The organism is Halomonas sp. XH26 (assembly GCF_024138895.1).
In the GTDB taxonomy this organism is placed as follows: domain Bacteria; phylum Pseudomonadota; class Gammaproteobacteria; order Pseudomonadales; family Halomonadaceae; genus Vreelandella; species Vreelandella alkaliphila.
In genome coordinates this window covers 1,058,996-1,079,450 of sequence record NZ_CP071889.1, presented here as the reverse complement: position 1 = coordinate 1,079,450, position 20,455 = coordinate 1,058,996, and the positions used below count along the sequence as shown (strand labels likewise).

The following is a 20,455-nucleotide window of genomic DNA, read 5'->3' as shown; positions in this document are numbered from 1 at the left end:
ATGGGGCAAGGCTTTAACGTACTTGACGTCAATAACCGCTGCTGGGTAAAAGAGAACAAAGTAAATGGAAGCCCTATGTTAGAGAAACTGCGCAAACAACTGCAACAGCACTCCCCCCAACGGCTAGACCACGTTGTAATGCCTGAGGCTGCCGTGCTCATGCCTATTGTTGAGCGTCCATCGCCCACGCTGCTGTTTACACGGCGAGCAAGCCATCTCAGCACTCACAGTGGTCAAGTCGCATTTCCTGGCGGCAAACGCGAGGCCTGCGATACTGACCTCTATGCGACGGCTCTTCGCGAGGCACAAGAAGAGATTGCGCTAGCGCCTTCCTTTGTACAACCCTTGGGAAGGTTATCAGACGTTATTTCACTACATGGCATCCGAGTTACGCCCTGGGTCGGCATTATTCCGCCAGATTTACCATTGGTAGCAGATCCCTCAGAACTAGACACCATTTTTGAAGTGCCACTCAGCCATTTTCTAGACGACAGGCGCACCCACACCGATGTAATAACGGTAGATGGCGTTGCTCACTACGTACCTAGCTACCATGTCGACGGCCACGTGATTTGGGGGCTTTCTGCCATGATGCTGGTAGAACTACTGGCGGAAGGGTTTGGCATGCCAATTGACCTTTACCAGCGCCCACCAGGGGCGTTACATCACTACCCTGAGAGAAGCAGTCGCCTACCAAAAGCAGCTCGCATGCCGACTAAGAGAACCATGAAATGATTGCCTCTTCAGCGCCAAACTCTTTACCCAATGGCAATAGCCCCCCAGCGATCAACCCTATCGCCCATATTGCACTGGTCGATGCGCTCGTTGAGCAAGGCTGGTACGTGGGTAACAACGTGATAGACCTTGATCTTTGCCAAGCGCTGCACCGAGAGCTGAACCATATGGCCGAACACGATGTGCTTGATGAGGCTGGCATTGGCCGCGGTAAAGAACATCACCTTCGCAAAGATATTCGCGGCGATGCCATTCACTGGTTGGATAGAGAAAGCGCAGCCCAGCGCCGCTACCTTGACGCCATGGCAGAACTCCAGCTATCCCTCAATCAAGCGCTTTTCCTGGGGTTGTTTGAGTATGAGGCCCACTTTGCCCACTACCCGCCCGGCGCGTTTTATCAACGCCACTTAGACAGTTTTCGAGGGCGAGCTAACCGGGTTATTTCAACCGTCGGTTACTTAAACCCTCAGTGGCCCTTAGATGGCGGTGGCGAAATGGTCATTTATCACCCCGACAACCCTTCTCTGGAAGTCGCCCGCGTAATGCCTGAAGCAGGTACGTTCGCCTGCTTTTTATCCGAAACCATTCCCCACGAGGTGCTGCCAACCCAGCATCCGCGTGCCAGCATCGCTGGCTGGTTTAGGCGCAACGCCTCGCTGGGTGGCGTGCTCGACCCGGCGCGCTGAAACACTATGGACACCAGTAACGAAGCCACATTAATCGCCAGAATCAAAGCCCTAGAAGCGCAAAATGCAGTGCTAGAAGAAGAGAAACGTCATTATCAGTGGCTGGCAGAAAGCACCACTGATTTGATATCTCGCCATGCCCGCGACGGTACTTTTTTATATGCCTCTCAAGCGGCGAGAGACTTATTAGGGTACGAACCGGAAGAGCTGATTGGCGTGTCTGCCTATCAGCTGTTTCATCCCGCCGACCTAAGTGATCTGCTGAACAAATCACCCCGGGTCTACTATCACGACGGTTTTTATCAGCAAACGTATCGGTTTCGGGCTAAAGCAGGTCACTACATCTGGTTTGAAACCACCAGCCGAACCCGCCGAGATGATGCCACAGGCGAGCTAATTGATATTTTATGCGTCTCTCGGGACGTGAGCCGCCGAGTTCATGCCGAAGCCACAAGAGAGCGTTTAGCACAGGTGGTCGAATCCACTACCGACTACGTACTTTTTTTAGGGCCTAATCAGCATATTTTCAGTGCCAACGAAGCGGCACGGCGCTGTTTTTCACTCCCACGAGATGCCATGCAAGTTGCCCTGTCAGCGCTTTACCCTAGTGACTCGTTGGCACTATTGGAGCAGGTGGTATTCCCCGCCGTTGAACGCTATGGCTCCTGGAGCGGCGAGCTGGAAATGCTCAGCACGCACGGCTTAGTTCCCGTGCTTAGTGTCGTGCTTACCCACCGCAGCCGAGGGGCAGAACCAGGGCACTTTGCATTAATTAATCGCGATATTAGCGTGCGTAAAGCTGCCGAAGCCCAGGCACGTCGGCACCAAGAACAAATTGCCCATGCCAATCGGTTAGCTGCCGCCGGAGAGCTTGCGTCTAATATTGCTCATGAACTCAATCAGCCCCTTGGTGCAATCGCCAACTACACCAGTGGCGCCCTTTTGAAAACAACGCACACGCCCAACTTACCCGCCAGTGAGCTACGACTGCCACTGGCCCGCATTGATGAGCAAGTACAGCGTCTTGCCGAACGACTCCGCCATATGCGCAGCTTTGTGCGTAAACGCAGCCACTGTGTCAGGCCCCTGGTGCTTGAACAGGTCATTGCCGCCGCCTTTCAACTGTGCGACTGGCAGTATAAACAGGCCTCAGTTCAACTTACCCAACAATTGCCCCACGGGTTGCCACGTATTTATGCGGACCCTATTGCCCTTGAGCAAGTAATCGTTAACCTATTGCTCAACGCGCTAACCGCGAGCCGTGATACCCCTGGTGCCGATCAGGTCATCGTTTCAGCGCTAAAAAGCGGCAATCGACAGCTGACTCTTAGCGTTGAAGACCAGGGCCCAGGTGTAGCGCCAGCACATCAAGACACCATTTTTGATGCCTTCTTCACCACCCGCGATGAAGGGTTGGGAATGGGCTTGGCAATTAGCCGTTCGCTAATTGAGAGCATGGGCGGGGCGCTTACTCTGCGCCCCCAACAAAGCGCGAAAGGCGCCTGCTTTGACATCACACTTCGCACAGAAACAATATGAATGCGCAATCAGTGCATTAACAGGGGCCAGTAATGACCAGCAGTGTTGAACGACAGTCTACCGCCACTATCGCGGTTGTTGATGATGATCAAGCATTGCGTGAATCGCTGGTTTGGCTGCTTGAATCCGTCGGATTAACCGCTCAAGCGTTTCATGACGGCGAGCAATTCTTAGCGAGTCAGCACGATAAGTTGGGCGCCCTGCTGCTTGATGTTCGCATGCCAGGAATGAGTGGACTGCAAGTGCAGCAGCAGTTGGTTGATCAAGGCAATACCCTGCCGGTCATTATGATGACAGGGCATGGTGATGTCCCCATGGCAGTGGCTGCACTAAAGAACGGCGCATTTGATTTTATTGAAAAGCCGTTTAATCACCAGCAGTTGATTGACAGCGTGCAACAGGCGTTGGGCGATGCTCATCAACAGCAACGCGCTAAGCAGCAGTTGGCAATGCTGCGAACACGTTACCAATCGCTACGCCCGAAAGAGCAGCGCATTGTGATTCATGTAGCAGAAGGAATGACCAGTCGTGAAATTGCCGAGCACATGGAGATTAGCGGTAAAACCGTCGAGGTCTATCGGTTAAGAGCCATGAAGGCCATGCACGCTGCAAATTTGGCAGAGCTGGTGCGACAAGCGGTGGCGCTGGAGCTCGTTTCCTCGCTCAGCGCCCCCCATGTTCATAGCGAACGGCCTAGCTAAGTGGAACAACCTGGCCATTGGCTTTTTCCAGCACATTACGCACCTGCTCGTAATCAATGCCGTGCTCATTACCTTCATGAGCCTCAATTAGGCTAACCACTTCTAACAGCGTTTCCATACCAAAACTCTGTTCATCCGTGGGCGTAAAAGCTTGAACATAGGCATTTCCGTTACTTTCCCAGCCCACCTTAACGGGGCTGTCGATAATGTTTACCTGCGTACCTACTGGAACACGCCAGAATACAGACTCAATGTCTTCTGGGTGCATCCGAATACAGCCCCGGCTAGCACGCATGCCAATACCGTCTGGCTGATTAGTGCCATGAATTAAGTAGCCTGGGATATCCAGCAAAATAGCGTATTGCCCTAACGGATTATCTTCACCTGGTGGAACAACCGCGGGCGCAGGATCACCGCGCTCAGCAGCTTCTTGGCGAATAGACTCAGGTGGATACCATGCAGGGTTCTCAAGACGCATAGTGGTCTTAGTAATGCCCAGCGGCGTATTATACGCATCGCGACCAATGCCAATAGGATACGTCTCTACTCGCGGCGCCTTGCCCTCTTCCACCTCTGGATAATAATAGAGTCTAAGCTCAGCAACATTAATCACAATGCCAGTACGCGGCTCATCTGGCAGAATATATTGGCCGGGTATTTTCACCTCAGTACCTTCGCCAGGTATCCAAATACTGGTATCTGGATTGGCCATACGAATCTCTTCGTAACCCACATTATGCTCACGGGCAATGTCGAGCAGGGTATCCTCTTTTTTCGCCGTAACGGTATACACCTCGCCCACCATATTCCCTTCATCAGGGAGCAAAAAGTGGCCTTTGGGTAATTCACTTTCACTAGCAACGGCACTGGATGCAAACAACCAAGCTCCCAGAGCTACGCTGCTAGCCCACAATTTTTTAACCTGTCGAAGCGTTTGATACCGCGCGGCAACTGTCATGGGGTCTCCTTTATTATATGGTCCCAAGGCGCTACCTGCTGTTGAGCAGGCTGCAGTGGGGACAATTTGCGTACGAATATGAACAAGCGGTCTGAATGGGTCAATTCGATAGACTGTCGCAGCAATCTCAACGGCCAACGTGGGTGAGACGTCTCATTGAGAGTGATTTTAACGTTTATTAATAAATCTAACACGTCCTGGTTTAACGCTGATGTGCATTTGAATTGATCTTAGTTAAGAGTTCTTCATTAGCGTTGCAATACAGCTCATAGCACCTACCTTTAGAAGTGCCTGTGCACAGCAACGTGTCGGGCTTCACTCATCACCAACAGGAACAGTAGCGCCACCCATCAAAAGGAACCGACTGGGTAGCGTTGGCTAGCAAGGAGCACGAAAAACGCCAACCAGTTTATCGCTACTACGTTACTTAGGGATTAACAGACAGTTGTTAACCCCTTCATAAAAATGCAAGGAGCAACACGATGAAAACGACTTTTCTCAGCACGCTGGTTATTCCTACCTTTATTACCATCGCTGGTGTTGCTGGCGTTGCCCACGCGAGTAATGACAACCAGCCCCCCATGGAAGCTTCTTACTTGACCCAAGCGCCGCAAGGAACTTTCCACTCAGACTCTCTGACGGGCAATCAAGTAAAAAGCAGCGTTGAAAACGATGAAGACATCGGCACCATCAATGATTTAATCATTGATGAGGATGGGCAAATTAATGCTGTTGTTGTCGGCGTTGGTGGTTTCCTTGGTATGGGCGAAAAAGATGTCGCTATCGAATGGGATTCGCTTGAACTTACCAAGGATGAAGATGGCGAAGATTACATTATATCGGTAAACGCCTCTCAAGAAGCGTTGGAAAGTGCCGAAGAGTATGAGCGTGGCAATGACCTTCATACAGAACGCGATACTGAGATGAATAACAGCGAAAATGACGACGAGTAACGCGTGTTTTAACAAGCGGCTTTCGCAAACATAAATCCTGTTAAACTCGACTGCTATAGGGCCTTGCTTAGATGCAAAGCCCTCTTCACAAGTGCCTTTTCATAAGCGCTTTTTCATAAGTGCTTTTTCATAAGTGCTTGAAGCGGCTATTGTGCTTCCCCGAAAAAGAGATCATAAAAAAGCGCTGCATGTCTGCAGCGCTTTTCGGCGTTATCTGGCGTTCGAATCACCCCTTTAAGGTTGCGTCCATAGTAATGTCAGCATTTAATACTTTGGAAACAGGGCAGTTCGCTTTAGCTGTTTCAGCAGCTTCTTGAAAGGCTGCGTCATCGGCACCGCTTACGCTGGCTACAACGTCCAAATGAATACTGGAAATATCGAAACCATCTGCACTTTGTGAAAGCGTTACACGCGCATTGGTATCAATAGCATCAGCGGTAAAGCCTTTCTCTCCAAGAATCATGGAAAGCGCCATTGAGAAACAGCTTGCATGGGCAGCGCCAATTAACTCTTCCGGTGTGGTGCCGGGTGCTCCTTCAAAGCGCTGTTTGAACGAATAGCCAGCATCCAATGCTCCACTTTCCGTCGCCACATTGCCTTGACCATCTTTGAGTCCACCTTCCCAACGTGCGCTTGCTTTACTATCCATTCCGTTCTCCTTTCCTTTGATAGTTAGCGTAAACTCGTTTTAAGGACGCAAACACTACGTCCGCCAACTCAATCAGCGTAGCTGATTCTATCGCCGCTGCCGAATTTACTCGGCAGACAGACTGTCTAATTGTGCAGCTACATCACGTTCTGTACTGCTTTGCTCTGTAATGCCCTGCAGTGATCGAATGGAACGCTCTCCACGCTCTTCAAAAGATTCGTTAAGATCGATCCTTAACTCAACGCGGCGATTGTCCGCCCGCCCTTCAGGCGTGTCATTGGAAGCCAACGGCCTAGTATCAGCGAAGCCTTGTATCATCAGTCGCTCTGCCGTTAGCTCTTCAGTGGCAACAAGCACGTTTGCAACAGAAGACGCACGCAACGCGGACAAATCCCAGTTACTTCGAAAACGGGACGTGCGGATAGGCACGTTGTCCGTATGCCCCTCAATTGAAACCGTTCCGGTGACAGCGGCTAATACCGTTGCCAGCTCTTCCAGCAGATCAGCAAACGCGGGCATGACATCGGCGTTACCAGAGCCAAATGTGCCCTGCTCAGAAATCCTGACGACCACTCGAAACTGATCGACCTCAATGTCGGCAACACCTTCTAACGACGATGCTTTAAGCAAATCTTCGAGACTAGCGGCCACTTGAAGGGTTCGCTGCTGTCGTTGTACATCCAGCATGCTACGCATGGATTCCAACTGTGGTTGCTGCTGGGTAGTTCGTTGTCGCACTTCGTCTAACAAGGTGCGGTCAGGTACTGCTGGAGAAAACTGCTGGAATACCGCACTGGTCCCCATAGGGATTTGGGTAGCCTCAACATCGCGCTGCACGCCGAAGGCTTTTGATAGCTCCTCCGCCACACGGCGAAACTTTTCAGCATCAATTTCTGCAAACGACAATAGCAACACAAAAAAGCATAACAATAGCGACATTAAATCTGCGTATGTCACCATCCAAGCAGGAATATTGGTCTGTTTTTGCGCCATGGATTACGTTCGCTCGCCAGCAGGGCCGGTTTCACCTGAACCTGGCAAGCCACGGTGCTCAGGGGGCAAATAGATGGTCAGCATTTGCTCAAGCACTCGTGGATTTTTATCGCTCTTAATGGCAATCAGCGCGTCGATCCACAGCTCCTGCATTTTGGCTTCCTGGTTCATCCGCACCCATAGTTTTTGAGCGATCGGGTTGGCGATCATCGTTGCAATCATTGCACCATATAAGGTGGTTAACAGAGCAACCGCCATAGCAGGCCCAATTAAAGAAGGGTCGCCCATATTGGAAAGCATTTGTACCAAACCTACCAGGGTGCCAATCATTCCCATCGCGGGAGACACTTCACCTAACGCCGAAAATACTTGGCCGCCTGCTTCGTTTCGTTCCAGCGTCAACAGGCGCTCTTTTTCCATCATATCTTTAATCATTTCGGCGCTGTAGCCGTCGGCCAACATTTGTAGGCCTTTCTTAAGAAACGGAGAATTCACCTCTCGGCTTTCTAACGCAATCATCCCCTCACGGCGGGCAACTTTCGCCAGCTCGACTAATTCATCGATACTTGCTTGAACGCTAGGCAACTGGAATTTAAACGCCCGCGCCGCCGCTTTTAAGGCAAATTTAAATTGGGTGATACTAAACTTCGCCAACACAACAAACAGGCTTCCCCCGACCACTAGCAGCAACCCCGTCGGGTTCATAAACACCTCAGGCGAAGTGCCCATGATTACAGAGGCCCCCACTAACACAGCAGCCCCTACCAAACCTATTAGCGTTGCGAGATCCACGGCCTTCCCTCAAGAATGTAAAAAAATGCTAACTAGCGATTTGCCGAGACAGTAGAGTTTCCTTGCAACAGCGTCAACGCCAAATCGATAACGTTACACAGATTGACAAACGCACTAACTCTTTTTTAGCAAATGCTGATGCACGGGCAGTCTTGGGTATTCGCTTTCCAACGCTTTATCGTTAAGCTGAGCAGCACTATGGCACTCACCACACCTATGGTCGCCGCAATGAATCTAAGGACACATCATGTCATCGGCTGATGCGCTGCGTTTGGTTTTGCTCTCCTCCCTATGGGGACTGTCGTTTATTTTTATGCGCGTCGCAGTACCGGAGTTTGGCCCAGTCCCGCTCGTGCTAATAAGAATGGGCATCGGCGCATTGCTCTTAGTACCGTTGCTAATGAGCCTGCGCTATCTAACGCTAATTTGGCAGCATAAAGGTTCGCTATTGATACTGGGTATCATTAACCATGTGCTACCTTTTTCATTACTGGCGTTGGCAACGACTCGTTTAGAGGCGGGTTTTACGTCACTTATTAACGCCACTACACCGATTTTTACCGCGTTATTGGGCGCTGCTTTTTTTGCCACGCCCATACAACGCCAACAATATCTAGGGTTAGCGTTGGCGTTGTTTGGTGTGTATGTGCTTTCTGCTGATCGGCTAGACTTCGCCCTAGGCGGCGACGGCTGGTTTATTGTTGCCGTACTCGGCGCGACGTTTTGTTATGGGCTTGCCGGTAACTACTCGAAAACGCGCTTGAGTCATCTACCCAGCCGCGTGCTGGCGGCCGGTAGCAGCGCGATGTCAGCATTGATATTACTCGTACCTGGTCTGCTGCTCTGGCCTAGCGAGCCTGTCAGCATGCTCGCCTGGAGCAACGCCCTGGCGCTAGCGATGCTAAGCACCACACTAGCCTTCCTGCTTTACTTCGGACTTTTAGCCAGCGCAGGCGCTACCGCCACGTCAACCGTTACCTTTTTGATTCCTGTCAGCGCGCTACTGTGGGGATATTTACTGCTTGATGAAACGCTTAGCCTTCAAGTGGTGACTGGGATGGTGATTACCCTGTCAGGCACCGCCATTGCCACCCGGCTATTAAAGTTTAGGTCTCGCGGTGCGTTGACACCACCTCGTCCCCCACACGAATAGTGCCTCCTTGCCCTGTGGTCAGCGTGGCATTTTGGCCAAAGTGAGCACCCTTCAGGTGAGGCTGAGTGTTCAGAGAAAGCAGTGTTTTCAGTGGTTCTGCCTGCGCCGGTATGGTGCCAGTATGCTGATCAACCGTGGTGATTTTGCAGCGCTGACAGGGCTTACGAAGCGTCAGCTCATAGCCGCCTTCACCCGCGAGTGTTGCCCACTGGTCTTCCGCCCAGGCATCATCACAGTCGACCACAATATTCGGCCGAAAACGGTTCATCGGTACAGGGGATTGTCCATTGGCAACAAGTGCTTGATTCAAAGCATCCAGAGAGCCGGTGGTGGTTATCAGGAAAGGGTAGCCATCAGAAAAGTAGGTATGAGCCTCGCCTCCCGCCAGAAAATCCTCTTCAACAGAACGCGTAAACTCTGTAGCAAAGCGCACCAAACTGATGCCTTGTGCTTGCTCACCTAACGCCGCCATCAGCCAGTGCGATACATCTTCGCTTTCTGGCAGTGCTTTGCAGTGGTCGTTCCACACTTTTACAAGACGCAAATTGCCTTGGGGGTCTTCAAGGGGAATCGCGATCGGATCTACCTTGGGGTGAGAGAGCACCAGTGCTTGATCGGTTAATTCAACCGCGATGGTCGCAAGCTCTGGTAGCTGGCGCTGGGTGACAAAACGCTGCTGAGCATCCACTAACATCCACCGGCGATCCCAGGCCAACCCATGGCCATGGAGTTCACTTTGGGTAACGTTAATTCCCTTTAAGGATTTAACCGGATAGACAATGAGCTGGGTAATATTCACGGCGGTCTCATGCTCTCTATAGCGATTTTTTTAATGGCTTTTTTAATGACCAATCTTTAATTAACAGCCTATCGAGTTTACTGGCTCGCCGCTAGCTATCTAGAAACTAAAGTGTTTTACCCGTCTCAATTCGATACCCCAAATCCATTACTTGGTGTTCAGGTGCTTCGCCACGAATGCGCGACAATAGCGCTTTCGCAGCGACTTCCCCAATGGCTTGCCGAGGTGTAATGACACTGGCAAGGCGCGGGCTCATCGCCTGGCCGACATCGTGGCCATGAAACCCAGCAATCGCCATCTGTTCGGGGACATTAATGCCATGGCGCAAACACTCAAAGTAAGCCCCAACCGCAACATCGTCATTGGTACAGAAAACACCATCGGCACTAGGGTGATCTCGTTGAATTTCCTGCATGAGCGCCGCCCCGACGCTATAGGAAGAGCGCTGACTGCTCTGCAGCGTTATCGGCGTTAACCCTTGCTCTTCCATAGCTTGGCGATAGCCTTGCTCACGCTGGCGTGTCCGCTCATCCAGACGCACAGCCAGATAAATCACCTGACGCCTGCCACGGCGAATCATCTCACTGACCATATCGTAAGCGGCCTGCACGTTATCGTACCCCACCGCCTGCTGTAGTGGCGGGCGACGGGTATCCATAATTTCCACAATAGGAATACCGGCTGTCTCCAACATCCGCAGGCTACGCGGCGTGTGATCGCGGTCAGACAAGATGACGCCATCCACATTATAAGAGAGCAGCGAGGCCAAACTGCGCTCTTCAAGCTCAGGGCTGTAACCGTAGTGAGAGAGCATCAAGTGATAGCCGGCAGGCTCGGTGTACGCTTCGATACCGACAATGACATCAGCAAATACCTGGTTGGTCAGCGATGGTACCAACACGCCGATAGAGTGGCTGGTAGCCCGAGAAAGCAGGTCTGGTGCCCGATTGGGAATATAGCCAATCTGTTCAGCAACGCTGAAAATACGTTCGCGAAGTCCTTCTGATACCGTATCAGGGTCCCGCAAGCAGCGACTGACGGTCATTTTTGTCGCGTCAACGCGATCAGCAATATCTTGTAATGTCGGGCGTTTTTTCTTCAATGGCGTCACTGACTGTTCTGTTAAGTGCGTAAGCCTGTTAACTACGTAAACCTGCTAAATACAGGACTGTTGAAGGCGCAGGGGCCATACCATAGCGAATAGTACGGCCCCTCGCCTATCCCATCCTTTAGCCTAATGAACGCGTAGCGTAGGCGCTAGCGCCGCCGTAAAGTGCTCGACAATCTCGCTAGGCGATAGCGCAATGGAGACCGTCATCGCTTCATCACTGCTTGGCGGCTCTAAATCGGCGAGCTGGCTTGCCAGCATATTATCACCTTTAAAGAAGTGCCCTGCCCTGGTTGCTAACCGTTCACGCAGAAGCGCATGGCTTCCTTCTAGATATAAAACATGCAGCGCAGGGTCACCTTCGCGCAGGCGATCCCGATAGCGTTTTTTAAGGCCGGAACAGGCGATGACCACGGACGCATTGCGCGCTTTATGAGCCGCGAACAAGTCAGCAAGCGTTGCCAGCCAGTCCCGACGATCGTTGTCATTGAGTGGCGTGCCGCTGGCCATTTTCGCCACATTAGCCGGTGAATGATGGTCGTCACCGTCAATAAACGTTGCGCCCAGCTCTGCTGCTAACTGTTGTCCGATATGCGACTTCCCTGATCCAGAAACGCCCATGACAAGAATACGATGTGATGGCTTATTCACTCGATGCTCCTATCAATTGCCGCGCACGGCGGTGAGGTCAGGCAGCCAAGTAACGATGCCAGGGAACGCAATCAGCACCACCAGAACAACGATCAAGGCGGCGTAGTAAGGCAGCATGGCTTTTACCAGAGACTCCATAGACACCTTGCCGACACCACACCCAACGTACAGACAGGTACCAACTGGCGGGGTTAACAACCCAATGCCTAAAATAAAGGCCATTAGAACGCCAAAGTAAGCGGCATCAACACCCACCGATGTCACGATCGGTGCAAGCATTGGCGCCATAATCACCATGGCTGGCGTTAGATCCATTACAAACCCCACCAACAGCAGTAGCCCCGCCACAATCAGCAGCAGCAAAAACGGCTCCTGGGTAATCGCCTGTACTTGGCGCACTAAGGTTTGTGGAACCATGTTAATGGTTAAAAACCAGGCAATAACGGTGGCAAAAGCCAACAACATCATCACCATGCCAGTAAGCCTTGCGGTGCGAATTAACATACCGCCCAACTCGCTGAGCTTAAATTCACGGTATACCAGCAGGGAAATCGCCAACGAATAGAGCAGCGCAGCAACGGCGGCTTCTGTGGCGGTAAACACGCCGCCAATAATGCCGCCAATAACGATCACAGGAAGTACCAGGGCTAGCCAGGCATCCTTAAACGCTTTCCACAAGCGATCCCAGCGGAATTGGCGAACGCCGCCACCCTGCTTGCTCGCTAGAATAAAGGTGGTCACCATTAGCGCCGCGCCAATTAACAGGCCAGGCACAATCCCCGCGATAAACAGACGACTGATCGACGTCTCGGTAACAATGCCATATAAAATAAGCGGTATAGACGGTGGAATAATAATGCCGATCACCGACGATACGGTGTTAATCGCCGTGGCATTTGCGGCGGTGTAACCTTGCTGTTTCATTGAGGGGATCATCATCGCGCCGGTCGCTGCGGTATCCGCAACCGCCGAACCGCTGATCCCGCCAAAAAACATCGAACCGGTAATGGCTACCTGGCCAAGCCCGCCGCGCATAAAGCCAACTAACGCGCCAGCAAGCTCCATCAAGCGTCGTGCAATGCCACCATTACTCATCACTTCGCCGACGAGAATAAAGAAGGGAATCGCCAGTAGCGGGAAGCTATTCACGCCACGAATTGACTGCTCAATCATAATCGATAGCGGGATATCAGACAGCACCGCCATGACTAAGGCTGCTACCCCTAGGCCAAACGCAATCGGCAAACCAATCACAATAGACGCCAATAATATGGCTAGAAAAATCCACAGCATGATTAACGCTCCCCTGGCAAGTCAGCCGATTGGCGATGTGGTTGACGGATAACTCCCACGCTGATCCACATACGCCAGAGCGATACCGCCGCGATAAAAATGACGCACAACACCAACGACAGGCTGACCAAACTTAGCGGTACGCCCATGATCGCGGAGCGTCCGCTTGAGCGCGTGAGCACTTGATAACCACCCCAAATCATCACTAGCATCAATCCAGTAATAATCAGGTGTTGTAAGAAATAGAGCATGTGCGCAACACGCAATGGCAAACGTCTCACCAGCGCATCGACAGCAATATGCTCATAGCGTGCAAACGCCGCCGCTGCGCCGATAAAGACCAGCCAAATAAACAGCATGCGCGCTAGCTCATCGACCCAAGGCAGTGAATGATTGAACACAGAGCGGCCAACGACATTACTGGAAACCGCGACAATCAGCGCCGCCAAAATAGCGCCAATCAAATACTCCATAGCGAGTGTTAACCAGCGGAACAGCGCAGGACCCTGACGCGTCTCAGTATCAATTTCAAGCAGCTTGCGATTAGGGTCGTTCAAATAAACCGACGGATCTTCCAACGTTGGTGCTGTAGAGGTCACCACGTTTGGGGGAGTAGAGGAGGTAGTCATAAGAACTCCGAGGGGCACTGACAAGTCGGGCAGGCGTGTGGGCCTGCCCGATGGTGCGCTATACGCAGCAGATTAGTGGCTGCTGTCTTCGACGATTTGTTGAATTTCAGCGATCAGATCTTCACCGATACGCGGCGCCCACTCTTCATAAACAGGCTGCACGGCGTCTTGGAAAGCGGCTAACTGCTCATCATCTAAGCGGGTAATTTGCATACCGCGTGCTTCTAACTGATCACGCGACCAGTCGTCATACTCGGCAGAAAGTTGGATTTCGTACTCAGCCGACTGTCGGGCGGCTTCCTGCACCAGCGCTTGATACTCAGGCGCCATGCGGTTCCAGGTACGCTCGGAAAGCATCATGATAAATGGCGTATAAACGTGACGCGTTTCAGTGCCGTAATCCTGCACTTCATTGAAGTTAGAAGTAAGGATGGTGCTCCACGGGTTTTCCTGGCCGTCTACAACGCCTTGCTCAAGCGCCGAAAATAGCTCGCCGAAGGCCATTGGTGTTGGGTTGGCACCTAACGCTTCCCAAATTGCCAGGTGAACCGGGTTTTGCATCGTACGAACACTGAGGCCGCGAACGTCCAGGCCCGCCACATCTTCTGGTGATTCGACAGGGCGTGCACTGTTAGACAACTGACGATAGCCGTTTTCAGAGAACGTCAGCGCTTTTAAGCCTGTACCCTCGAACGCATCCAGCATTCCCTGAGCCACGTCACTCTGCATAACAGCCACTGCGGCTTCTCGGCTCGGTAGTAGGAACGGCAAATCAAATGCTGACAGTGCCTCCACGTACCCAGTCGTTGCAGAGCTTGAAGGATAGGTCATATCCAACGTGCCGGTTTGCAGCATTTCCATCATTTGGACATCGTCGCCCAATTGGCTGTTGGGAAAAACATTGACCGTAATACGACCATCGGTACGCTGCTCAAGAATTTCACCGAAGTACTGGCTAGAGAGAAACTGCGGCGATGTTTCGGACAGGCCAATGCCCATACGCAGAGTGTGGCTTCCGTGGTCAGCCACTACGTCGCCTTCAATCGCGGGCGGATCAGAAAGTTCAGGGCCTTGCGCATGTGCCATGCCAAAAGTCAGAGTGGTCGCGCCGACCAGAGTAAGCGTGCTGCGCCAAATCGTTGTCATGACGTTATCTCCAGAATAGTCGTTGTTGTTGGTTGGCTATTTACCGAAAGGCTATCGAATCGTATCGGCCATTAGGTTTGCGGTTTATGTTCCAACAAATTGTTACCGGTAACATTCGATACGTGAAGGCTAGCCATCGCAGCACTCGGTGTCAAAACAAAACGTCCAACTTACGACCAACGTCTAGGGATAGCTACTCACTTCCCCGCGCGCTACATTACGCGTTATGCACCCTGTCCTGGAGTCGAGATGCCAGCGCTAGACCCTTGTAGCGAATTAGAGCTAGATCACCAGCTCTGCTTTGCGCTGTATTCAACATCACTGATGATGACCAAAGTTTATAAACCTCTGCTCAAAGAGCTGGGGCTCACTTACCCGCAATACCTCGCCATGCTGGTACTGTGGCAAGAAGATGGCCTAACAGTAGGTGCCCTAAGCAAACGCTTACTTACAGATCCTGGCTCATTAACGCCACTACTAAAACGGCTTGAAAGTGACCAGCTACTTATCCGGCAACGTAGCCTGCAAGATGAACGTGTCGTCGAGTTATTCCTGACCGATAAAGGCCGCTCGCTTCGTGAACAGGCGCGCCATATCCCTGGCTGTGTCGTCAACGCCAGCAAAACGTCGGTTGAAGCACTCAACCAACTGAAAGAGGATTTAGTCCAACTGCGCGAAAACTTACTTAAGGTCAAGTAACCCGCTGAACGTTGTGACCGGGTAGGTAATTTCTTCAGCTATTTACTTGCGCGCAAAATAAAGCTGCACTAAATTAAAATCCCAAACGCACGCCATGGCTCATAATAACTATGTCCATAACAACCATGTCCATAACAACCACGTCCATAACAACCAAGTTTAGGAAATAATCTATGTCTATTGAAACTGTTGCTTACCGCGCACATGCTCACGCCACTGGCGGCCGCGAGGGCCATGCTAAGTCCTCTGACGGCGCGCTGGATGTTCAGCTCAGCACACCCAAAGAGCTAGGTGGCGCCGGCGGTGAAGGCACCAACCCCGAACAGCTGTTTGCTGCGGGCTACTCTGCTTGCTTTTTAGGTGCTCTTAAGCACGTCGCCAGCCAGGAAAAAGTTAAACTGTCCGACGATACTCAGATCGATGGCAGTGTGGGTATTGGCGCCATTCCCACTGGCTTCGGTATTGAAGTTGAGCTAAAAATCAGCTTGCCTGGTCTTGAAAAAGACGTTGCCCAAACTCTGGTCGACAAAGCCCATATTGTTTGCCCCTACTCCAACGCTACCCGCGGAAATATCGATGTCACACTGACGCTGGTTTAATTACCTAGCGCCCACTCCACCGCTTTGCTTGCGTGCAGAGCGGTGGTGTCATAAAGCGGTATCTGGGTGTGTTTCTGCTCGACCAATAGCGCTATCTCAGTACAACCTAGAATGATCGCCTCAGCACCTTGCTGGTGTAGCGACGTCATAATATCCAGATAACGCTCACGCGATGAAGCGCGGATATGACCATGGCATAGCTCGTCGAAAATGACTTGATGAATCTCAGCACGCTCTTGTTCATTCGGAATGACGACATCAATCCCAAAGCGCTCTTTTAAGCGCGCCTTATAAAACTCCTGCTCCATCGTAAAACGGGTGCCTATCAATCCAACCCGAGCCACGCCATCAATCTGACATTTTTCCCCGGTAGCATCGGCGATGTGCAAAAAGGGAATCTGAATAGCGGACTCAATCGCAGGCGCGACGTTGTGCATGGTATTGGTGGCCAACAGCAAACATTCTGCTCCAGCCTTTTCAATGCGTTTGGAGGCGCTTGCGAGTAACTGGCCAGCAGTCTGCCAATCGCCCTGTTTTTGCAGAGTTTCTATTTCAGCAAAATCGACACTTACCATCACAATCTGCGCCGAGTGGAAACCGCCGAGTGCCTGATTAACGCCTTGGTTCAGCGCCTGATAATAGCTTTGTGTCGACTCCCAGCTCATACCGCCTAATACGCCAATAGTCCGCATAACATTTCTCCATGGTAAATAACTATTTATTATCAGGCTAACAACACACTATCCTTGTACCCACGTTTTAAGGCCCCATAACGCCTTAGTAGCCGCAACATTTCGGGTGAGTCGCTGCACCGCCCTTTTTTATTGTAGGAATAGCGAGGACATCATGAGCGACAACACGACCTATACGCCACCGCGAGTTTGGAAATGGGAACCTGGTAACGGTGGAAAATTCGCTAACATCAATCGCCCCGTTGCTGGTGCGACCCACGAGAAAGTATTACCCGTGGGTAAGCATCCACTGCAGCTTTACTCTCTTGCAACCCCAAACGGCGTAAAAGTCACCGTAATGCTTGAAGAGCTGCTGGAACAGGGTATTAAACAAGCGGAATACGATGCTCACCTGATACAAATTGGCGAAGGTGATCAGTTTGGCAGTGGCTTTGTTGAGGTAAACCCCAACTCTAAGATTCCAGCGCTAATGGATTACAGCACCACCCCGCCCCAGCGGGTCTTTGAGTCAGGTGCGATTCTGCTTTATTTGGCTGAGAAATTTGGTGCGTTCTTACCCAATGACCCGGCGAAGCGGACCGAGTGCCTATCCTGGTTATTTTGGCAAATGGGCAGCGCGCCCATGCTTGGTGGCGGCTTTGGTCACTTTTATGCTTACGCACCAGAAAAATACCAGTACCCGATTGATCGCTATACCATGGAAGTGAAACGTCAGTTGGATGTACTGGATCGCCACTTAGCGGATAACCGCTTTATGGCGGGTGATGAGTACACCATCGCGGATATGGCAATTCACCCATGGTACGGCGCACTGGTAAAAAACCGCGTGTATGAAGCCGCTGAGTTTTTAGAAGCTCATACCTATCAGAACGTCTTACGCTGGACCGATGAGATTGACGCACGCCCTGCCGTTCAACGTGGCCGAATGGTTAACCGCACCTGGGGAGAGCCTGGCGAACAGCTCCACGAGCGCCACGATGCCAGTGATTTTGATCACAAGACCGAAGATAAACGTTAAACCCAAGACAACTGTGAACCGGTAAGGCGGCCGCATTGGCTAGCAATCGCTAAGGATGGCGATTTACCGTGTTCCACTATCGCTCTTTACTGCATTATCGATCCTGATTTAGTTAGCAATTTTTACTTCATTATTCATAGTGTGTCTGACAGAGGCAGTCCATGTTTGATCCAAAATACGCCCAGCTGATATTTTCTTTCTTAATGGCACTGTTTATGTCGTGCATTATGTCGCTGGTGATTACGCTCTACAATGTCGGCTTCATCGAGGGCATTGCCTTTGTTTGGTTGAAGGCATGGCTATTTGCTTTTGCGGTTGCTCTACCGGTCATTAACCTAGTATCTCCTATTGTACGGCGATTGGTTAAGGTGCTTATTAAGCACCCACACTGACCGCCTAAACTAACCGTTCACACTAATCTTCTATACTAAACACCTAAGCTGAGCACCTGCTTGTTTTTGACTTGACCAACAGCATTGGTGGAGCCGACAATTTTACGAGTGGTGCCGCACCACCAGTCGCGTGGACTGGTCGTCATATTTGATGGGAGATCAATGTTTTGAAAAGACACAATTCAGTTTGGCGCAGTCTGGCCTATGCGGCGTTGCTGTCGGTTGCAATCGCTTCAATCGCCGAAGCTTGTACACGCGTTGTCTATCACGGCCCAGAGGAGCGCATCCTGACCGCACGCTCGATGGATTGGAGCATGCCGATGCTCTCCAATCTGTGGGTGTTCCCGCGAGGCATGGCTCGGAATGGCGAAGCGGGACCGCGTTCTTTAGAATGGACATCAAAATACGGCAGCATGATTGTGTCGGGCTATGACTTCTCGACCGTGGATGGCATGAATGAAGCCGGTCTGGTCGCTAACATGCTGTGGTTGGTCGCATCAGAATACCCCGAAGATGACGGCACCACCCCGCAAATGTCCCTTTCAATTTGGGCGCAGTATTTTCTTGACAGCTACGGCAGCGTCGCCGAGGCGGTGGCCGATATGGAAAATAATCCCTTCAACGTGGTGACAGCGGATGTGCCCGATCAGCCAGGCCGCCTGGCCAAGGTGCACCTGTCTCTGTCGGATGCCACCGGCGACAGCGCCATCCTGGAATGGCTGGACGGCAAGCTGGTCATCCACCACGGCCCCGAATACCGCACCATGACCAACGATCCGCCCTATGATCAACAACTGGCGCTTGTCAGCTATTGGCAGGATGTCAACCCGCGCGAGGTTCTGCCCGGCACGACACGTTCGCCCGACCGTTTTGTGCGCGCCGACACATATATCAACATGGTAGAGCAATCGGCCGATCCACGGATCGCCGTAGCCGCCGCGATGAGTGTGATCCGCAACGCCTCGGTCCCCTTTGGAATCAGCACTCCTGATGCTCCGAACCTGTCTACGACGCGGTGGCGGGTGGTGGCCGATCACAGAGATCAGGTGTTCTACGTCGAATCCGCGATTTCACCGAACCTTTTCTGGGTGGAACTGAAAAATCTGGACTTCTCGCCCGAAGCCGGCGTGCGGATGCTTGATCTCGGCGTGGACATGACGTCCCTGCAAGAGGGCGAAGTTTCAGGAAGTTTTACCCCCGCCGCCCCCTTCCAGTTCGAACCAGTCAACTGATCTCTCTCCGACTGCGGCATCACCATGTGGCGCAGTCGGATCAATTTCTTCCATTTGTACAACTCAACAATAGATATCTTCCTTGACTTGGCTAAACGTGAGCCAAGACGTAGTAACTCGGCTGCCAAGAAAGGCAGACCACATGAGGCGATCGGAAAATGACCGCCGATACGGTGATTGAGTCACTCTGAGCCCCTCAGCCGCTCAGAACCGAATTGATCAGTGGTTCCTTAAAAACACCTTCTACTTACTGAATACGAGAGTTATTCAGTGCGTAATTCCAAACACGATAGAAGTAAAAAATATATCCAAGACCAAACGTTAAAATTGAGATAATCATCCACAAAATAATATGACCAATATTGCCAAAAATATTGATATCACACAACATCTTACGCTCTGCGTCTGTTGTAATATCCACGACTGAAGTACGGTTAATCACAAAGCGTGAAAACGAATAGGGGAAGAAAAACAGTGCAATCCCGAAGGTAATAATCGTTAGCACCACCCAAATCAACAAGTGGCCAATAATATCTAGAATAGAGAGATTCGCTTTAATATTCATGGTGCGCCCTTAAGTGTTAAGAAATAAAGTGGCGCAGATTACCATCCACTTGTGTAGGCGTGAATGGAAAACTTCCGTTATGGCTATAAATTTATGATTTTTAATCATTTAGCAAGAGACACTAACACCGTTCAAGCTTGAACCCGTGCCTTTTAGGAGTGCGACGCCCACCACTCTGCATAAGAACTATTGTGAGGGGCAAGACCACCTTCATCGGGGGCGCCGTCTTGCCACCATACCGGACCACGCTCCCCCAGCAGTTTCTTGGCAGACTGCACCGCCTCGCGTGCTTGGCGTAGCGCTATTTCATCGTTTTGTTGCTGAGCATTGCGCACCGCTCGACGGGCTTTCATCAGTGTCTTTATGTGGGTACGTTTCTCGTCATCGCTCAATCGGGGGTCGGTACAGCGCCATAGCTGGTTTTTAGCTATAAAATAGCGGCCATCCGGCGTATGTGGATACTTATTGGCCAT

Annotated in this window: 24 protein-coding genes; 11 read left to right on the top strand and 13 right to left on the bottom strand. The window is 51.4% G+C overall.

Annotated elements, in window-relative coordinates:
* Positions 1–75 precede the first annotated feature (75 nt).
* From J4377_RS04965 to J4377_RS04950, 4 genes are read left to right on the top strand one after another with little or no spacing between them, the layout of a single operon-like run.
* Complete coding sequence (locus J4377_RS04965; RefSeq protein WP_253487199.1) at positions 76–735, top strand: CoA pyrophosphatase; 660 nt, start codon at positions 76–78, stop codon at positions 733–735.
* The gene (locus tag J4377_RS04960) at positions 732–1,421 is read left to right on the top strand and encodes a 2OG-Fe(II) oxygenase (protein ID WP_253487197.1); all 690 of its coding nucleotides are present in this window, start codon (positions 732–734) and stop codon (positions 1,419–1,421) included. The genes J4377_RS04965 and J4377_RS04960 overlap by 4 nt, the downstream gene beginning before the upstream one ends.
* Before the next feature lie 6 nt (positions 1,422–1,427).
* Positions 1,428–2,960, top strand: a complete 1,533-nt coding sequence (locus tag J4377_RS04955) for an ATP-binding protein (protein WP_120385535.1) — start codon at positions 1,428–1,430, stop codon at positions 2,958–2,960.
* 32 nt (positions 2,961–2,992) lie between these two features.
* A complete protein-coding gene (locus tag J4377_RS04950) occupies positions 2,993–3,661 on the top strand; it encodes a response regulator transcription factor (RefSeq protein WP_038482337.1) in 669 nt (222 codons plus the stop codon).
* Here J4377_RS04950 and J4377_RS04945 read toward each other — a convergent pair.
* On the bottom strand, positions 3,654–4,619 hold the full coding sequence (locus J4377_RS04945; RefSeq protein WP_038482333.1) for a L,D-transpeptidase family protein: 966 nt from the start codon (positions 4,617–4,619) through the stop codon (positions 3,654–3,656). The two genes, J4377_RS04950 and J4377_RS04945, sit on opposite strands and share 8 nt — an antisense overlap.
* 482 nt (positions 4,620–5,101) lie before the next feature.
* Between J4377_RS04945 and J4377_RS04940 the strand changes: the two genes are divergently transcribed.
* Positions 5,102–5,572, top strand: a complete 471-nt coding sequence (locus J4377_RS04940; protein ID WP_253487195.1) for a PRC-barrel domain-containing protein — start codon at positions 5,102–5,104, stop codon at positions 5,570–5,572.
* A 226-nt stretch (positions 5,573–5,798) separates the two neighbouring features.
* On the opposite strand, the gene J4377_RS04935 is transcribed toward J4377_RS04940, so the two are convergent.
* From J4377_RS04935 to J4377_RS04925, 3 genes are all read right to left on the bottom strand, one after another.
* Positions 5,799–6,221 (bottom strand): OsmC family protein, encoded by a 423-nt coding sequence (locus J4377_RS04935; RefSeq protein ID WP_038482328.1) that lies wholly within the window; start codon positions 6,219–6,221, stop codon positions 5,799–5,801.
* A gap of 105 nt (positions 6,222–6,326) precedes the next feature.
* Complete coding sequence (locus tag J4377_RS04930; RefSeq protein ID WP_253487193.1) at positions 6,327–7,214, bottom strand: flagellar motor protein MotB; 888 nt, start codon at positions 7,212–7,214, stop codon at positions 6,327–6,329.
* A 3-nt stretch (positions 7,215–7,217) separates the two neighbouring features.
* Positions 7,218–8,006: a MotA/TolQ/ExbB proton channel family protein gene (locus J4377_RS04925; RefSeq protein ID WP_009722471.1), complete on the bottom strand. Its 789-nt coding sequence runs from the start codon at positions 8,004–8,006 to the stop codon at positions 7,218–7,220.
* Between the two features lie 247 nt (positions 8,007–8,253).
* Here J4377_RS04925 and J4377_RS04920 point away from each other — a divergent pair, with 247 nt between their 5' ends.
* Positions 8,254–9,159: a DMT family transporter gene (locus J4377_RS04920; protein WP_253487191.1), complete on the top strand. Its 906-nt coding sequence runs from the start codon at positions 8,254–8,256 to the stop codon at positions 9,157–9,159.
* Here J4377_RS04920 and J4377_RS04915 read toward each other — a convergent pair.
* From J4377_RS04915 to J4377_RS04890, 6 genes are all read right to left on the bottom strand, one after another.
* The gene (locus J4377_RS04915; RefSeq protein WP_095602454.1) at positions 9,113–9,958 is read right to left on the bottom strand and encodes an MOSC domain-containing protein; all 846 of its coding nucleotides are present in this window, start codon (positions 9,956–9,958) and stop codon (positions 9,113–9,115) included. The two genes, J4377_RS04920 and J4377_RS04915, sit on opposite strands and share 47 nt — an antisense overlap.
* 106 nt (positions 9,959–10,064) lie before the next feature.
* Complete coding sequence (gene gntR / locus J4377_RS04910) at positions 10,065–11,060, bottom strand: gluconate operon transcriptional repressor GntR (protein ID WP_120387285.1); 996 nt, start codon at positions 11,058–11,060, stop codon at positions 10,065–10,067.
* A gap of 132 nt (positions 11,061–11,192) precedes the next feature.
* Positions 11,193–11,717 (bottom strand): gluconokinase, encoded by a 525-nt coding sequence (locus J4377_RS04905; RefSeq protein ID WP_084183663.1) that lies wholly within the window; start codon positions 11,715–11,717, stop codon positions 11,193–11,195.
* Between the two features lie 12 nt (positions 11,718–11,729).
* Complete coding sequence (locus J4377_RS04900) at positions 11,730–13,010, bottom strand: TRAP transporter large permease (protein ID WP_009722466.1); 1,281 nt, start codon at positions 13,008–13,010, stop codon at positions 11,730–11,732.
* Between the two features lie 2 nt (positions 13,011–13,012).
* Positions 13,013–13,639 (bottom strand): TRAP transporter small permease, encoded by a 627-nt coding sequence (locus J4377_RS04895; RefSeq protein WP_095602457.1) that lies wholly within the window; start codon positions 13,637–13,639, stop codon positions 13,013–13,015.
* Between the two features lie 72 nt (positions 13,640–13,711).
* A complete protein-coding gene (locus tag J4377_RS04890) occupies positions 13,712–14,785 on the bottom strand; it encodes a TRAP transporter substrate-binding protein (protein ID WP_038482312.1) in 1,074 nt (357 codons plus the stop codon).
* Positions 14,786–15,034: 249 nt separating this feature from the next.
* Between J4377_RS04890 and J4377_RS04885 the strand changes: the two genes are divergently transcribed.
* Positions 15,035–15,484, top strand: coding sequence for a MarR family winged helix-turn-helix transcriptional regulator (locus J4377_RS04885; RefSeq protein WP_038482309.1), 450 nt, complete (start codon positions 15,035–15,037; stop codon positions 15,482–15,484).
* A gap of 173 nt (positions 15,485–15,657) precedes the next feature.
* Positions 15,658–16,083 (top strand): organic hydroperoxide resistance protein, encoded by a 426-nt coding sequence (locus J4377_RS04880; RefSeq protein WP_231657411.1) that lies wholly within the window; start codon positions 15,658–15,660, stop codon positions 16,081–16,083.
* Here J4377_RS04880 and J4377_RS04875 read toward each other — a convergent pair.
* Positions 16,080–16,775: an aspartate/glutamate racemase family protein gene (locus J4377_RS04875; protein ID WP_253487189.1), complete on the bottom strand. Its 696-nt coding sequence runs from the start codon at positions 16,773–16,775 to the stop codon at positions 16,080–16,082. The genes J4377_RS04880 and J4377_RS04875 overlap by 4 nt on opposite strands.
* Before the next feature lie 154 nt (positions 16,776–16,929).
* Between J4377_RS04875 and yghU the strand changes: the two genes are divergently transcribed.
* From yghU to J4377_RS04860, 3 genes are all read left to right on the top strand, one after another.
* The gene (gene yghU, locus J4377_RS04870; RefSeq protein WP_038482299.1) at positions 16,930–17,793 is read left to right on the top strand and encodes a glutathione-dependent disulfide-bond oxidoreductase; all 864 of its coding nucleotides are present in this window, start codon (positions 16,930–16,932) and stop codon (positions 17,791–17,793) included.
* Positions 17,794–17,954: 161 nt separating this feature from the next.
* A complete protein-coding gene (locus tag J4377_RS04865) occupies positions 17,955–18,185 on the top strand; it encodes a DUF2798 domain-containing protein (RefSeq protein WP_038482296.1) in 231 nt (76 codons plus the stop codon).
* A gap of 167 nt (positions 18,186–18,352) precedes the next feature.
* Positions 18,353–19,417: a linear amide C-N hydrolase gene (locus J4377_RS04860; protein WP_120385540.1), complete on the top strand. Its 1,065-nt coding sequence runs from the start codon at positions 18,353–18,355 to the stop codon at positions 19,415–19,417.
* Positions 19,418–19,664: 247 nt separating this feature from the next.
* Here the strand turns inward: J4377_RS04860 and J4377_RS04855 are convergent, their stop codons facing one another.
* Entirely contained in the window at positions 19,665–19,982 is a 318-nt protein-coding gene (locus tag J4377_RS04855; protein ID WP_253487187.1) for a DUF6693 family protein, read from the bottom strand.
* Positions 19,983–20,134: 152 nt separating this feature from the next.
* A complete protein-coding gene (locus tag J4377_RS04850; protein WP_253487185.1) occupies positions 20,135–20,455 on the bottom strand; it encodes a hypothetical protein in 321 nt (106 codons plus the stop codon).

Bases quoted from the DNA above. Each gene is read 5' to 3' on its own strand.
- J4377_RS04855 (WP_253487187.1), bottom strand. From the start codon at position 19,982: ATGAATATTAAAGCGAATCTCTCTATTCTAGATATTATTGGCCACTTG.
- J4377_RS04960 (WP_253487197.1), top strand. From the start codon at position 732: ATGATTGCCTCTTCAGCGCCAAACTCTTTACCCAATGGCAATAGCCCC.
- J4377_RS04920 (WP_253487191.1), top strand. From the start codon at position 8,254: ATGTCATCGGCTGATGCGCTGCGTTTGGTTTTGCTCTCCTCCCTATGG.
- J4377_RS04865 (WP_038482296.1), top strand. From the start codon at position 17,955: ATGTTTGATCCAAAATACGCCCAGCTGATATTTTCTTTCTTAATGGCA.
- J4377_RS04965 (WP_253487199.1), top strand. From the start codon at position 76: ATGTTAGAGAAACTGCGCAAACAACTGCAACAGCACTCCCCCCAACGG.
- J4377_RS04950 (WP_038482337.1), top strand. From the start codon at position 2,993: ATGACCAGCAGTGTTGAACGACAGTCTACCGCCACTATCGCGGTTGTT.
- J4377_RS04880 (WP_231657411.1), top strand. From the start codon at position 15,658: ATGTCTATTGAAACTGTTGCTTACCGCGCACATGCTCACGCCACTGGC.
- J4377_RS04890 (WP_038482312.1), bottom strand. From the start codon at position 14,785: ATGACAACGATTTGGCGCAGCACGCTTACTCTGGTCGGCGCGACCACT.
- J4377_RS04850 (WP_253487185.1), bottom strand. From the start codon at position 20,455: ATGGCCAATAAGTATCCACATACGCCGGATGGCCGCTATTTTATAGCT.
- J4377_RS04930 (WP_253487193.1), bottom strand. From the start codon at position 7,214: ATGGCGCAAAAACAGACCAATATTCCTGCTTGGATGGTGACATACGCA.
- J4377_RS04895 (WP_095602457.1), bottom strand. From the start codon at position 13,639: ATGACTACCTCCTCTACTCCCCCAAACGTGGTGACCTCTACAGCACCA.
- J4377_RS04955 (WP_120385535.1), top strand. From the start codon at position 1,428: ATGGACACCAGTAACGAAGCCACATTAATCGCCAGAATCAAAGCCCTA.
- J4377_RS04940 (WP_253487195.1), top strand. From the start codon at position 5,102: ATGAAAACGACTTTTCTCAGCACGCTGGTTATTCCTACCTTTATTACC.
- J4377_RS04900 (WP_009722466.1), bottom strand. From the start codon at position 13,010: ATGCTGTGGATTTTTCTAGCCATATTATTGGCGTCTATTGTGATTGGT.
- J4377_RS04935 (WP_038482328.1), bottom strand. From the start codon at position 6,221: ATGGATAGTAAAGCAAGCGCACGTTGGGAAGGTGGACTCAAAGATGGT.
- J4377_RS04875 (WP_253487189.1), bottom strand. From the start codon at position 16,775: ATGCGGACTATTGGCGTATTAGGCGGTATGAGCTGGGAGTCGACACAA.
- J4377_RS04945 (WP_038482333.1), bottom strand. From the start codon at position 4,619: ATGACAGTTGCCGCGCGGTATCAAACGCTTCGACAGGTTAAAAAATTG.
- J4377_RS04885 (WP_038482309.1), top strand. From the start codon at position 15,035: ATGCCAGCGCTAGACCCTTGTAGCGAATTAGAGCTAGATCACCAGCTC.
- yghU (WP_038482299.1), top strand. From the start codon at position 16,930: ATGAGCGACAACACGACCTATACGCCACCGCGAGTTTGGAAATGGGAA.